Below are 14,941 nucleotides of genomic sequence, written 5' to 3' on the forward strand. Positions count from 1 at the left end.
CCGCGCTGCCGCATCCGCCTCACCTTGGCACGTTACCGCATCCCCCTCACCCTGTCGCGCTGCTGCCGCATCCGTCTCATCTTCCCGCGCCGCCGTATTCGCTGGCCCCAACGGGGCCGAATGTGAAAGCCCAGGGCAACGCCCTGGGTATCCCGCCCCACCCCCGCAAGCCCTGAAAGGGCGGCACGACCTGAAGACTGCTGTCCAAATGGCCTGGCTGCGGCAAAGACACAGCGGCATTTTGTTTGTCCTCTTAGCCATCTGTTCCTGCCCCGCGCTGGTTTGCGCCCTTGCTCCGGCACCCGAGGACCCCGCCTATCGTCAGCGCGTTGAAGCCGATTGGGCCCGCCAGGAAAAGCGCTGGGGCCGAACGCCGCAAGACACGGCAGCCTTGCGCGCCGCGCTGACACGACTCGATGCCTTGGTGGCCAATGAAAGAAATGGCCCCCGCGTTCAGCCGCCACCCCTCGCCGAGGTTGAGGCGTTAACCCGGAATGCGAGTGAAATGGCGCAGTGGCAGCCATCGGAGAGGCTGGCGCGTTACCACCAGGTGCGCTGGCTATGCCGCCAGATCGCGCTGTCTCACCCTTTGGTCAGCTCCCAACCACTGGCCTTCATGAAGCGAAAACGCTTCATCTGCCAGATGCTGCATGAGTATCTGGGGTATTTCTATGACTATGCCGACATCGCCGGCGGCGGCATCTACCTTCTCCCGCAACCGGGGCAATCCTTCGAAACCGTGGACTTGGTCCAATCACGATTGCCCAAAGGCAACTTCGCCACCCTGGCGGGCTCTTATGACGGCAACACCCTGTATTTCGCGTTTGCCGCGCGCGCGGACCGGAAACCGGATTTCTACTCTCCCAACCGCCGCGGCTTCCAACTGTTTGAGATGAGAGCCGATGGGGCCGGCCTGCGCCAGCTTACGGACGGGACCGACGACAATTTCGATCCCTGCCCGTTGCCCGAAGGCTCGCTGGCATTCATCTCCAGCCGTCGCGGTGGCTTTGGCCGCTGCCATGGTGTGTGGGAGCCGCTGCCCGCTTATACCTTGCACAAACTTGACCTGGCCACGGGCGAAGTCACTTGCCTGTCATTCCATGAAACCAATGAATGGCATCCGTTTGTGACCGCCGATGGCCGCATTATTTACACCCGCTGGGATTATGTGGATCGCTCGGCGGCAAATTTCCACGGGCTATGGCTGACCAACCCGGATGGCACCGGGACGGTGAGCCTGTTTGGCAACTACACCATGCGCATCAATGCCTGTTACCAGCCGCGGCCGGTCCCGGGATCCCACAAAATTGCTTTTATTGCCGGCGCCCATCATGCCGCTGTCGGGGGATCGCTGGTGTTGCTGGACCCCCGGCGGGCTCAATTGGACGCTGAGTCAGGCGAAGACTCTTTGGACGCGATAGAAAGGCTCACCCCCGAAGTCTGTTTCCCGGAGGCGCCCGGCTGGCCTTCGAGCTATTTCCACAGTCCCTGGCCTTTGTCAGAAGACCGGTACCTGGTCTCGTTCAGCTTCGCGCCGCTGCCCGGGATGGGGCCGAAAGTGGATCAGGATTCCCGCACCGGTCTTTACTACTTTGACCGTTGGGGGAACCTGGAACTGCTCTACGGCGATCCGGAGATCTCCTGCATGTACCCCACTCCTTTGGGCGCTCGCGCCAAACCGCCGGTCATACCTCGAGTCGCCGATGCCACGCTCGGCGATGAGGGAGAACTCATGCTTGCCGACGTGAATCACAGCCTGGCGTCCCTTCCCCGCTCTCGAACAGTGACGCAGCTGCGGATCTTCCAGGTCCTGCCCAAGACCGGGAGTCACGTGGCCAATCAACCTCGCATCGGCTACGCCAACGCGGAAAGCGCCCGCATGTTCCTGGGTTCCGTCCCGGTGGAGGCGGATGGTTCCGCCTATTTCCGCGCACCCGCCCGCAAACCCTTGTACTTGCAGGCTGTGGATGCCGGGGGACGGGCGGTGCAAGGCATGCGCAGCGTCCTTTACCTGCAACCGGGCGAAAAGCGCGGTTGCGTTGGCTGCCATGAGCCGGCCTCCGCTTCGCCGGGCCGCCGGCAAACGTTGAGCCAGGCGCGGCCGCCTTCCCGCATCGAGCCCGGCCCCGACGGCAGTCGTCCCATGAGTTACATGCGCCTCATTCAACCCATTTTGAACAGCCGCTGCGTCTCCTGCCACTCGGACGCCAATCCCGACACCAAGGTCATCCTCACTTCCGCCGTGGATGGCCCCTTTGTCAAATCCTACGCGAGCCTTCGCCCCTATGTCCGCTGGTACGAGTGGGGCGATCAAAGCATCAGCCAGATCGCCACACGCCCGGGACATCTGGGCGCCGATGAAAGCAAGCTCACCTCCATTCTTTCCGACTCCAGCCATGGATCGAAGCTGGAGTTGACCGACCTGGAGAGAAGGGCGATTTATCTTTGGCTCGATGCGAACGCCCCCTTTTACGGCGCTTACCTGCCGGAAGACCAACTGGCCCAACGCAAGGGCGAGGCGATCGGCCCGCCTGTCCTCCAATAGCCGTCCGGCGAACCGATCCCCTGCTTCATTTTTGGCCCGTTGAACGGAAGCCCGCTTCCGTGGCGTCTGCTGCGGGACGCCAACGCCGCCTCAGGCAGCCGTTTAAAAATGGTGCGCCTTTGCCAGAATACGGCTAGCCGCTACCACCTCCTCAAATTATCCTTCCACCATGGCCACATGTTACTGGCTTCGACGAAGGCCGCCAGGCCGGCGCCAACTCAAGCCTTCGGCAGGCCCCGCCGCCTGCGCTGCGAATGACTGATTGATCGGTATGCTTCACCCCATTCCTGATCGCGCGCGCGGTCCGCTGTCCTTGCGCATGCGCGGTCTCCAGCTCACGGCGCTCGGTGTGTTTCTCCTGCTCGGTTGCACTGTCCCTCAAGCGCGGGCCGCTGCCGCGTTGGACGATTTGACCGGGCCGTGGCAATTGCTGGTGGACGACTATCCGGTCCTATTCAAGACCAACGTGGTTCGGACCTACCACGCTTTCCAGAAATACGCCAACAATCCCGTCGTGGTGGCGGACCGACCCTGGGAAGAAATGGTGTACATCTACGGCACCGTGCTGCCCAACGAAACCCGCACCGGCTACCGGATGTGGTATCAGACCTTGCGCCCCAGCGACGAAAGCAACGAAGGCAGCCTTCAGCTTTACGCCACCAGCACGAACGGCATCCACTGGACCAAGCCGATCCTCAACCTCCGTTCCTGGCACGGCTCCACCGCCAACAACATGTTTTTCATCCGCTCCACCCTCAACGGCATCGTCTCGGTCATGCACACGCCCTGGGAATCGGATCCCGGCCGGGCCTACCAGTTCATGAACTTCGATGAGCCCGGCTACTGGGCCGCGTGGTCGCCCGACGGCATTCACGTCACCGACTCGCCCACCAACCCCGCGCTCCCCGGTGGGAGCGACGTGGGCCAATTCTGGTGGGACCCCCATAAGCAGCTCTTCCGGGGCTACGTGAAGAACGCCTGGTATGACTGGAACGGGCGCAAGCGCCGCGCCGTGGCGCTCACCACCACCACCAACATCGCCAGCTGGCCGCAGGAATCCCTCATCCTCTGGCCCGACGCCTATGACGACCGTTGGATCATCCCGGGATCCGTTCAGCGGACGCATTTCTACGGATTGTCGGCCTTCGCCTATGAGTCCATGTATCTCGGGTTCCTCTGGATCTTTCGCGCGACTGAACTGGACGGCGAGATGCCCGGCTATCTCATCGGCCCGTGCTTTGTCGAGCTGATCAGCAGCCACGACGGGGTCCACTGGACCCGCCAGGAGGCGCCCCGGCCGCCGATTCTCCCTTTGGGACCATCCGGCGCGTGGGATGACGGCATGATCTTTACTGCCCGGGCGCCCATCGTCGAAGGCGACTTCCTCAAGCTGTGGTATGGCGGCTGCGACCAGGAGCACGGCATGCCGCTCAATATCACGTCCGGCTCAATCGGCCTGGCTACGTTGCGCAAGGATGGCTTTGCCTCCCTGGATGCGGCGGGGACGGCCACCGGGATCATCCTCACCAAGCCCCTCACCAGCGTCGGCGGAGCGCTGCTGGTCAACTACCGCGCGGCGGGCGGGTCGCTGAAGGTCGAGGTGCTTGACGAGCATAACAACGTGCTGCCGGGCTACACCCAGGCCGATTGCCTTGCGCTGACCGGCGACAGCGTCGCCCAGGCGGTAGCCTGGACGGCCCACAACGAGCTCCCCGCCAACGCGCCGTCCATCAGCCTGCGGTTTATCCTGGAGAACGCCTCGCTCTACTCGTTCATGGCGGGCGAATCCTCCGCCCTGGCCGACGTGCCGACCATCATCCAGCAGCCCGACAACCAAATCGTCGTGCCGGGCGGATCGGCCAGCTTCACCGTCGTTGCCTCCGCCATCAATCCCTTGAGCTACCGGTGGCAGCAAAACCAGGTCAACCTTGCCGATGGCGGACACTATTCCGGATGCGCGACGCCAACCCTGACGATCACCGGAGCGGATGTCGCTGACGCGGCCCTCTACCGCTGCGTGGTGACCAATCTCTACGGGAGTGTGGTCAGCAGCCCCGCAACCCTTCTGGTGGCAACCAACGCCCTTGGGTCGGTCACGCTGACCAGCATCCCGACGCTGTCAGGCGACACGAATAACGAAGCGCGCGGCATGACCCCGGACGGCAGATTTGTAGCAGGGCTGTCTGGCACGGGCAAAGGGTTCCTCTACGATTCAGCCAGCAACACGGTGGTCCGGCCTATCAGTTCCGATGGTACTGCGGCTGGAATCCTGACCGGCGTAGCCTATCGCACAGATTCCAACCAGGTTCCGCCGCGGAAGCAACTTGTCGTTTCCGGCCTTGCGGCGAATAACAACCGGTTTACCACATGGATGACTGCCAATGGTGGGCTGAGTTGGGGCAACCGGGTTCAGTATCCTGGCGGTCCAAAATTGCCAACGGTTGCCGTGGCCAACAGCCTGGCGGGGACGTCGTCGGACGTCTTCTATGCGGTGTGGACCGACGAAGGGACAGGAGATTCTGACAACTGGGGGCTGCGGGTTGGGCGATTCTCAGGGCCATGGCCGGCAACGCCGAAGTGGGCGCAAAAGGATGCCGCAAAGCCCAGCACACTTCAGGTGAACGGCGTTTCAAGCAACGGGCGGGGCGTAGGCTGGCGGAGAGATGGAACCACGGGGACCTATGTCAATTATATAGCCGATTGGATAGACGCTACCGGGCCGGTTCTCTGGAGTTCCCGCGGCTTGGATGGCACCACGGCGGGACAGGCCTACGCGGTCAGCGCCGACGGCACAGTTGTCTTTGGCCTGTCGCCGCCCGCGGTCGGCGGGGTGACCCACAACTATGGTTACAAAGCGGTGTTCGATGCGACAATGCCAGGGATGGCGGCGCAATTAAGCACAGGCCAATTGCCCAACTTCCCGGACACCGGGGGTCCGACCAGCCTTGCGATTCCATACGGCTGCACAGCGGACGGGAGATACGCCGTGGGCGCCAACTACCGCGGCGGGATCGAGAAAGCCGTCCTCTGGGACACGAGCGGCTCCAACCCGACGAATTGGACGGTCACGGATTTGACGGAGGTGGTTGCGGCGAGCGGGTCTTCAGGCATCTTCGCGCGGTTGGCCCGCGCGCACAGCATTGGCACGAGCGCGGCGGGCGGCCTGGTGATTGGGGGTGTGGGCCTAACCACCAACACCCCGGCAAGAACCCGCGCTTTCCTGATGACGTTTGTTCCACCGGCAGCCCCGGTCATCCCCCGGCCAACGGTGACCATTTCAGGCTCCTACACTGCCGGCCTCACCTTCAGCTTCCCGACCATCGCCAATCCCGTTGTCATGTATTACCTCGAATACACGACCAACCTCACCCCACCGATTGCCTGGACTGCAATTGGCTCCACGCAGGGAACTGGAACCCATGCAATCCTCACCGATCCCAACCCGACTGCCGTTCCCCGCTTCTATCGTATCCGCGTCCAGTAGTTCTTCCGATCCTATGGCTCAAGATGTGCCGCCCCGGTGTGCAGCGCCGAAAACTGCCCGTAAAAATCCGAAGCCCAGGCGAGGCTTCGTCTCCACCACGTTGGCTCCCGTCAATTGCCGGCAGGAACCCAGGTTCGGAGTGATGGAAACGGTGCTGATCATGGTCCTCGTCTTCGGGACCGTGGTCCTGATGCGCCTGATCCTGGCTACCTAGAACCCGGGCGGCGGAAGCCTGAACGCTCAAGAGCCTTTCACCGCCGCATAGAACGCGTCCAGATTCGCCAGCGGCGCGGCGGCTGGCACATCACAACCGGAGGAAAGCACACAATTGCGATGCGCCGCAACACTCGACAAGAGTTGCGCGGTGCGCGTGTGCACTTCGGCCGCCCCGGCCTGGCAGAATACACTGGCGGGGTCGAGATTCCCGCACAGCACCACCTCCGGGTCAACCTTGGCCAACGCTGCCGGCAGAGCCATCGGCGCGCCGAAGTGGAAGGCGCTCAAGCCCGTCTCCAGAATCGCGGGCAGGTGCACCAGCCGGGCGGCGCAGTTGTGCAGAATCAACGCGAATCCCTCGCCCGCCATTGCCGCGGCGATGCGTTTGATATACCCGGAGGAATGGGCGGATACGCCGCGCGGCGACAGGAGCCCAGCGGCCGGCTCGGCCATGATCAAGCCACTTGCCCCGGCTTCCTTGAAAGCGCGCGCGTAACCGACCAGAAAGGCCGTGCTCTTCTCCAGCACCGCGGCCATCAGCTCCGGCTCGGCCAATGTCAGTTCCAGCGCCTCGCTGACGCCCACCAATCGGGAGGCCAGCGAAAACGGCCCGATGCAGCCACCCAGCACCAGCGGTCGGGATGGAAGCTTCCGCAAACGCCTCACGGTCTCCAGGTACACCGCGGTGCGCCGGTCGCCGGGTTGGGGCACGGCCAGCTTCGCGACCTGCTCCAGGTTCGTCACCAACCGCCCTGTTACAGACGGAATCTCATTGTCCGACACATGCAGCGTGCAACCGAAGGCCTCCGCCTCCGCGCTGAGGTCCATGGCCGACAGCACGAACGGTGTCTGGTAGCGACCATGCAACGCCGCCACGGCGTCGTATTGGACTTGGGGATCGTTAACCGCCTGCCGCACGGTCGCGCCAATCAGCGCCAGGCCGGGGTAGGTCGCAATCGGCAGCGCCAGGCGCTGGGACGAGGCGAAAACCAGTTGGTTGAAGCAGTTTGCGGACATGTTGACTTCCGCTATTTCAGCCACGGCGCAACCATTTCGCCGCTCCAGATCGCCTTGACCGGCTGGCGCGCCCGCACCAGCGCGGCCCGGTTGCCTTTGACCATGACTTCTGCCGCCAGCGGGCGCGTGTTGTAGTTCGAGGCCATGACACAACCATACGCCCCGGCGCTCATTAGTGCCAAATAATCGCCCTGCGCCGTCCTTGGCAGTGGCCGATCCTGGCAGAAGAAATCGCCTGACTCGCAAATCGGGCCAACCACATCGGAGCTCACCCATGCGCCCCGCTTCCGGGTCAGCGGCACAATCTCGTGATAGGCCTCGTAGAAGGCAGGGCGGATGAGATCATTCATCGCCGCATCCACAATTAGGAAGTTCTTCCGCCCGGTGCGCTTCAAGTACTCGACTCGCGTGACCAGGATGCCCGCGTTGCCGGAGATAAACCGCCCCGGCTCGATCAGTATCCGCAGGCCGAGCGGCTTGAGCAGCGGCAGCAGCCGGGCCGCGTACTTCCGGGGCGTTATGATGCGCCGGGCCGCGGCCGAGTTCCACCACGTGGCGGGCCCGCTCGCCAGGGCCGGCTGATAGACGATGCCCAGCCCGCCCCCGAGGCTGAAGAACTCCAGACCATGCCGCTCCTTCAGCCGCGTCACCAGCGGCAGCACTTTGCGCACCGCCTGCTCGAACGGACGGACCTCCGTGATCTGGGAGCCGATATGCATCTGGACCCCGCGCAGGCGCAAATGCCGCAGCTTGCTCGCGCGCGCATAAACGCCCTCGATCTGCTCCAACGCGATGCCAAACTTGTTTTCGTAGGTGCCGGTGGTGATCTTCTTGTGTGTGTGCGCCTCCACGTCCGGATTCACGCGCACTGCCACCGGCGCCCGCTTGTTCAGCCGCGCCGCCACACGGTTGATGCGCTCCAGCTCCGGCTCGCTCTCCGCGTTGAACGTATAGACGCCCTGCCGCAGCGCAAACGCGATCTCCTCCTCCGTCTTGCCCACGCCCGCAAACGCGCATCGCCGCGGATCGCCGCCAGCCGCGATCACCCGTTGCAGTTCGCCCCCGCTGACAATGTCGAATCCGCCGCGGAGACGGGCCAGCGTGCGCAGCACGGACTGGTTGGAGTTGGACTTTACGGCGAAGCAGACCAGGTGGTCCACCCCGGCCAAGGCCTGGTCCAGGGCCTGGAAATGTTCCGTCAGCGTGCGTTGCGAGTAGATATAAAGCGGCGTGCCGAACTTCCGGGCAAGGGTTTCGACCGCAATGCCCTCGCAGCAGAGCCGGTTGCCCTCATAATGAAAGTAATGCATGGCGCGGGAGTGTAGATTCCAACCGCCAAAGTGCAACGGGATTTCCCTCAACCGGGCTGATCGCAGGGCGGCTGCGGCGGCCATTGCTGCGGGTGTCTAACGCGGACTGAGCAGTTCATCCACGCGGACGAAGCGGTACCCCTTGGCCGCCAAATAGTCGAGCAGCTCGCCAAAGCGCAGCGAAAACTTGTCCGTGCGGCCCGGCCCGGCGCCGATGTGCAACAGCAGGATAAATCCATTCAGGCCGTTCGAGTCCTGCTGCTCTTTGCGGATGATGCTCTCGAAGATGACCTTCGACGAGACGAAGTTCTTGTCGGCCTCACCCGTGTAATCGGCGTTCGAGCGCGTGCCGGGGGTATAGTTCACCAGGGTCAGGCCCATCGCGCTGGACCAGTCCACAATCTCGCGGTTGTAGTGCTCATACGGCGGCATGAAATAGCGAATCTGCGCGCGCTTCACACCAAACCGCTCAATCTTCAGCAGGTTGCTCTCCAGGTCCGCCTGAAACTCGGCGCGGGAGATCAGGGTTCGCCTGGGGCCTTCCCAGGGGCAATAGAGCAGGTGCTTGTCGGAGTGGGGTCCCAGGTAGTGGCCTTTCGTCACAATGCGCCTGATCAGCGGCCGGAAACTGGCATTGGTCAGGAAGTCTCCCGTAAGGAAGAACGAACCGCGCGCCTTGTGCCTTGCCAGTTCGTTCAGAATTGTCTTTCCGCCCTCCGCAAAGTGGTGCCCGGTGAAGACGATCGCCATTCTTCGGGACGACGTCGGCCCCCGCACGATGCCTCCCTCCCGCAACTCCAAATCCTGCCGGCCAATGGCGGTTCCGCTCGTCGCAAACTGCGCCAGGCCGACTGGCGGCCCCGCCATTCCCGCGCAGGCCATCGCCACCAGCCAGATGTGTCTCCTCATGCCAGCTCGACGATCTCCCACGAACGCCTCCTCCTCAGCGCCGGCGGCGCGCTGGCCCGTAGAAATACCCGCCCCGGACGCGCGCCCCCCGCACCCGGCCCCCGCCACCATGCGGCTGGCCCGGCTTGTCTTGCTCAAACAGCGCGGTGTAGCGGTAGTCGAAGTTCTCCAGCTTCACGCGCGGAATCTTCTGGCTGATAAAGCGCTCGATGGCGTTCACGTGCCGGGTGTCTTCTGCCACCATCAGGGTGAAGGCGTCGCCCTTGGCTTCCATCCGCCCGGTGCGGCCGATGCGGTGAATGTAGTCTTCCGGATGCTGCGGCACGTCGTAGTTGATTACGTGGCTCACGTCGGCAATGTCCAGCCCGCGAGCGGCGATGTCGGTGGCGACGAGCACTTCGAAGCGGCCATCACGAAAGCCGCGCAACGCCTGCTCGCGCTCGCGCTGGGTGCGGTTTGAGTGCAGCACCGCCACGGCATGATTGTTCCGTTTCAACAGCCCCGCGACCCGGTCGGCGCCGTGCTTGGTGCGGCAAAAGACAATTACCGAGTCGTAGTTCACGCGCCGGAGAAGCTCCAGAACCAGGTCGGTCTTCTGGAAATCGGACACCGGGTAGATCACATGTTTGACGGTGTCCTTGGGGCTGCGGCGTACGCCAATCTCGATAGTCTGCGGATTTCGCATGGCCCACTGGATCAGCGTCTCGATCTCCGGCGGGATGGTGGCGGAGAACAGCGAGGTGTGGCGGTCGCGGGGGCAGCGGTCGAGAAGGCGGCGCACATCCGGCAGGAAACCCATGTCGAGCATGCGGTCGGCCTCGTCCAGCACCACAAACTGGACTCGATCGAGCTTGCACGTGCCGCGGTGCATATGATCGAGCAGCCGGCCGGGCGTCGCCACCAGCACATCCACGCCGTCGCGCAGAGCGTCCAACTGACGGCCATAGCCGACGCCGCCAAAGACGACGGCGGTGCGCAAATTGGTGAAGCGGGCGAAATCGTGAATGGCGGTCTCGACCTGCGCGGCCAGCTCGCGCGTCGGTTCAAGGACCAGCAGGCGGGGCTGCGGCTGGTGCTGCCCAAGCTTTGACAAGATCGGCAACGCGAACGCGGCGGTCTTGCCCGTCCCGGTCTGCGCGCTTCCGATCACGTCTCTTCCGGCGAGGATCAGCGGGATGGCGCGGAGCTGAATCGGTGTCGGTTCGATGTATCCCATCGCTCGCACCCCCTGGATGATGGGGGCGGAAAGACCAAACTTAGTAAATGGCATAAGCAGTATTGTGAAATGCGTCCTTAGCCCCGGCGTCGGGTGGCGTCATCCTGGGTGCGGGAATAATGCGCCGACTGTCGTCGGCGCCTGCTCGCTCACGAGACATAATCACCACCCGGCTCAGGAAGGCGACTTATCCGGCAAGACCGGGGAATCTTCCGGGGACTGGTCAATCGCGGCTGGCGGGCTTCCGCTTGCCGGAGGTTCCAACGGCGCCTCTATCTGCGCCGTTTGGCTTGTGGGTGCCGGGGTGTCTTGCACAGGTTGTGCGGGTCCTGGCGACGGCGGCGCTCCCTCGGCGGGAACCGGCGGCACGTCCTCAGGGGGCAGCTCCGAAGTGGCCGTCTGGACCTCGGCAGCCGGTTGGGCTGCCGGCTCAGGTTTGGTGCGCGCAGGTGCTGGCTTGGGCTCCGGTTTCGGCAGGGGCTTCTTCGCCAGCTCGATAATTCCATTGGCAAACTCGATCACATGTCCCTCGTGGATCAGCCAGTGCAAGTCGGCGATAATGGCGGTTTGTTCCGGTGTGGGCTGGGCATTCTCGGGCTGAGGTGCCGGCGGCGCCTCGGTTGCGGCGGCCACCGGCGCGGGGGAGGGTGCCAAGGCTTCGACCAGTTGCCGACGCGTGCATTTGGGAGTTACGCTGATGAAATTCACGATGGCTTTCACGCCCTCGGATACCGGCGTCGCCGTCATGTCGAGGTACCGCGGACGCGCGACGCAGACATGCGTTAATGTCCGGTTGACCTTGAAGAACTGGAGGCCGTGCCCGGCGAATTGCTGGCTGAGGACCGTGGCGACCTGGAGCGGGAACCGCCGTTGGTCATCGCAGACGCTGCGGACCAGACGCGCCAGATCAGGGCTGCGCAGCGCGCGCGCCGCCGCGCCGTTGAGCGTGTGAGTCTCAACCGGTTTGATGATGTTCTCCTTGTGCGCCTGGCGAAAGTGCTGTTCAACGGCCTCCATGTTGGCCAGCCGCAGCGGCTCGGGCATGTTGAGGCAGACGTAATCCGTCTTCCAGCTTTGGTCATCCACCCACTTCTTGACGACCTCCTCGTCGCGCACGATGCGCACGCGCGACTTATACTCCTCGAACGGCATGCGGGAGAATCGCTCGGCGTGAAGTTTGCGCAACTGGTTCTGGTAGTCGTGATGGTTCGGCGGGCCGAGGATGATGCCGCTTAAGCTGCACTGCGCAACAAAGGTGTACCTGCCCTTCGGCGGCTCGGTCGCCGTCCGCTCGGCCTGGTAGAACGTTGTGAAATGCTTCTTGAGGATATGGGCAACGGCCTCGTCTTCGGACAGCCAGAGCGTGTCGTCCAGGGCGCAGACAAACAGCGGCTGGATGGGCTGTCCCTGGGCGTTCTTCTTCACGCTGAACAGCACCAGGTGCCGCTCCGGCTTCTGGAGAATCATCTGCGCGATGTCGAATAAGGGATAGGCCCGCCCGGTCATCTTGATCTGCCGCGCAAGGGACTCGACGCCTTTATCATCCGGACGCAGGCTTGCCTCGATTTCCGGCAGCGGCTGCGGTGGGGCGCGGCGTTCGCGCGGTTCGCCCCAGCGTGAATCGGATCTCTGTCCGCCGGGGAAACGGCCGCGACCACCTTCGGGTCGAGGTGCCCCCCCTTCTCGTCGGGGCGGGCCGCGGCGCTCACCGCGGGGGCGATTATCATCGCGTCGTGCTCCAGGCGGCCCTTCCCGTCGTGGTGGGCGGGGGCCCCGGCGATGGCGGTCGCCGCGGCGGTCGGGTCGCTCCGTTTCGCCCTCGTAATGGGCGTATTTCGAGGCAGAAGGCTCTTGCGCCCAGGCGGGCAGAAAGAGTTTGTCCAGATCGAGTTCGCTATCAGGCAATATGCTCATTGCTTCACATCAGGCGCATTTTGCGGCGCGCCTTGCAAATACCGCTTGTGCAGCATGGAGCGGCTCCAGTCTGAATGCAAGCACCGGCTGGCACTATTCGCGCGGCGCGGCGGAGGGATAGCCTGGCGGGGCCGGGCAGGCCAGCGCGTATGCATGAAGGCGCGCGGGATTGGATTGGGTTGCCGGCGTGTTGTCCCGGTGTTGCTAGCATCATTGGAGCATGATTGGAGCATGATTACTCCATGATTGGGCCTTGATTGCCCTGTCCCGGACCTCCCTCAGCCCAGGGGCGCTGCCCGACCGCGCCCGGCCGATATATATAGTCCAGTTCCGCCCAATTGTCGAATGAAAAGTCCTATAGAAGCGTCACGTCCAGCGCGCCTTCAGGCAGACGCGCTGGGGCAGAGTTGGCGGCCGCACTTTGCGCTTTGCGCGTGGCGCATCTGCTCGCATATTGCCCGCCATGGCAAGCGAACCATTGCTGCGACTCGACTTACCCGGCATTCCCAAGCTCCGGAGCGGCAAAGTGCGGGAAGTTTTCGACCTGGGCGAGCGCTTGCTCCTGGTCGCCACTGACCGGATTTCCGCCTTCGACTGCATTATGCCGAACGGAATTCCGCGCAAGGGCGAGGTGCTGACCCAACTGTCGCATTTCTGGTTTTCGCAGACCGAAGCCTTCCAGCCCAATCATCTTCTCTCGCGGCCGGGTGATACCTTGCCGCCCGAACTCCAGCCGTATGCGTCCCAACTCGACCGCCGCAGCATGATTGTTCAGAAGGCCCAACCACTGCCCATTGAGTGCGTGGTCCGTGGCTACCTGGCCGGTTCGGGCTGGAGAGAATACCGTGAGCAGCAGACTGTTTGCGGCATCAAGCTGCCGCCCGGCTTGCAGGAATCCTCCGAATTGCCGGCGCCCATTTTCACCCCAGCCACCAAGGCCCAATCGGGTCATGATCTCAACGTTTCCTTTGTCGAAGCGGCCCGCATGGTGGGCGGCGAGCGTGCGGAGCAGGTCCGCGCCGCCAGTCTCAAGCTCTACCGTTTTGCCCGCGATTATGCCCGCCGCCGGGGGATCCTTATCGCGGATACCAAGTTCGAGTTCGGGCTGCTGGACGGCAGACTCATCCTCATTGACGAAGTCCTTACCCCTGACTCCTCCCGGTTCTGGCCGGCGGACCAGTACCAGCCCGGCGCCAGCCAGCCCAGCTTCGACAAGCAGTTTGTCCGCGATTACCTGGAAACGTTGGTATGGAATAAGACCCCGCCCGCGCCCATGCTCCCGCCTGCCGTCGTCGCCCGGACCCAAGCCAAGTACTTGGAGGCCTACGAGCGGTTAACCGGCCAGAAGCTGGCATGAATCAACTGGTCGAGGACTTCCTCCAGTATGTCCGACACGAACGCGGGCAAGCCGAGCACACCCAGCGAACCTACGCTTGGTTGCTGAGCAAGTTCGTCGCCTGGGCCGAGCAACAGGGTCTGGCAGACTGGAAAGCCGTCGAGTTGCGGCACCTCATGTCATTCCTCCAGCATGAACGCGGGCGCAAGCTGGCCCACCAACCAGAAGATTCTCCCCGCCGCCTTAGCAGCGACAGCCTTTACGTGGAGATTGCCGCCCTGCGCGCTTTCTACCGCTTTGCCGAGAATGAGAAGCTCCTGCCAGTCAACGTCGCCGAGCACCTCTCGCTGCCGCGCCGTTGGAAACGGCTCCCCCAAGCCCTTACCAGTGTGGAAATCGAGAGGCTACTGGCGCCCGAAATCCCCGAGACGCCCCAGAACCTCTGCGACCAGGCGGTCCTGGAACTTGCCTATGCTTCGGGCCTGCGCCTGGCGGAACTCCGCAACCTCCGGCTTGAACAGCTCCACCTTAGCGCCGGCTTTGTCACCGTTATCGGCAAAGGCAACAAGGAGCGCGTTGTGCCCACCGGACGCAAAGCCGTCGCCGCGATGGAACGCTACCTTGCGGCGAGCCGGCCCAAGCTGGTGACCCCCCGGTCCACTGCCAACGTGTTTCTCACCCGGCGCGGCACGCCGTTCGCCCACGTCACGCTCTGGCTGCGCGTCAAGCAGCGCGTGCGCCGGGCGGGCATCTCCCGCAACGTCACCCCCCACATGTTACGCCACAGCTTTGCCACCCATCTGCTGGACCACGGCGCCGACCTGCGCGTCATCCAGGAACTTCTCGGCCACGCCAGTATCAGCACTACCGAGATCTACACCCATGTCGCCGCCACCCGCCTCCGCGAGATCCACCGCAAGTTTCACCCCCGCCCATAACCTCCGGGGCGCGGTGCGGCCACCTGAAAGGGCGAGGATTTTGAACAGGGCCGACG

9 protein-coding genes are annotated in these 14,941 nt (G+C 63.6%); 4 read left to right on the forward strand and 5 right to left on the reverse strand.

Annotated elements, in window-relative coordinates; genetic code table 11:
* The first annotated feature begins 241 nt into the window (after positions 1–241).
* Complete coding sequence (locus P5205_02855; protein ID HSA09287.1) at positions 242–2,545, forward strand: hypothetical protein; 2,304 nt, start codon at positions 242–244, stop codon at positions 2,543–2,545.
* A gap of 271 nt (positions 2,546–2,816) precedes the next feature.
* Positions 2,817–6,029, forward strand: a complete 3,213-nt coding sequence (locus P5205_02860; protein HSA09288.1) for an immunoglobulin domain-containing protein — start codon at positions 2,817–2,819, stop codon at positions 6,027–6,029.
* Positions 6,030–6,269: 240 nt separating this feature from the next.
* On the opposite strand, the gene P5205_02865 is transcribed toward P5205_02860, so the two are convergent.
* From P5205_02865 to P5205_02885, 5 genes are all read right to left on the reverse strand, one after another.
* Positions 6,270–7,286, reverse strand: coding sequence for a uroporphyrinogen decarboxylase family protein (locus P5205_02865; GenBank protein ID HSA09289.1), 1,017 nt, complete (start codon positions 7,284–7,286; stop codon positions 6,270–6,272).
* Positions 7,274–8,572: a diaminopimelate decarboxylase gene (lysA, locus tag P5205_02870; GenBank protein HSA09290.1), complete on the reverse strand. Its 1,299-nt coding sequence runs from the start codon at positions 8,570–8,572 to the stop codon at positions 7,274–7,276. The genes P5205_02865 and lysA overlap by 13 nt, the downstream gene beginning before the upstream one ends.
* Positions 8,573–8,668: 96 nt before the next feature.
* The gene (locus tag P5205_02875) at positions 8,669–9,481 is read right to left on the reverse strand and encodes a polysaccharide deacetylase family protein (GenBank protein ID HSA09291.1); all 813 of its coding nucleotides are present in this window, start codon (positions 9,479–9,481) and stop codon (positions 8,669–8,671) included.
* 34 nt (positions 9,482–9,515) lie between these two features.
* Positions 9,516–10,751 (reverse strand): DEAD/DEAH box helicase, encoded by a 1,236-nt coding sequence (locus tag P5205_02880; protein ID HSA09292.1) that lies wholly within the window; start codon positions 10,749–10,751, stop codon positions 9,516–9,518.
* A 120-nt stretch (positions 10,752–10,871) separates the two neighbouring features.
* Positions 10,872–12,611 carry a hypothetical protein gene (locus P5205_02885; protein ID HSA09293.1) on the reverse strand — a complete coding sequence of 580 codons (1,740 nt, stop codon included), beginning with the start codon at positions 12,609–12,611 and terminating at the stop codon, positions 10,872–10,874.
* Between the two features lie 463 nt (positions 12,612–13,074).
* On the opposite strand from P5205_02885, the gene P5205_02890 reads away from it, so the two are divergent.
* Together P5205_02890 and P5205_02895 are read left to right on the forward strand one after the other, a co-directional pair.
* Positions 13,075–13,968, forward strand: coding sequence for a phosphoribosylaminoimidazolesuccinocarboxamide synthase (locus P5205_02890; protein ID HSA09294.1), 894 nt, complete (start codon positions 13,075–13,077; stop codon positions 13,966–13,968).
* Positions 13,965–14,885: a tyrosine recombinase gene (locus P5205_02895; GenBank protein HSA09295.1), complete on the forward strand. Its 921-nt coding sequence runs from the start codon at positions 13,965–13,967 to the stop codon at positions 14,883–14,885. The genes P5205_02890 and P5205_02895 overlap by 4 nt, the downstream gene beginning before the upstream one ends.
* The last annotated feature ends 56 nt before the right edge of the window (positions 14,886–14,941 follow it).

Source organism: Candidatus Paceibacterota bacterium, from assembly GCA_035452965.1.
Taxonomy (GTDB): domain Bacteria; phylum Verrucomicrobiota; class Verrucomicrobiia; order Limisphaerales; family UBA8199; genus UBA8199.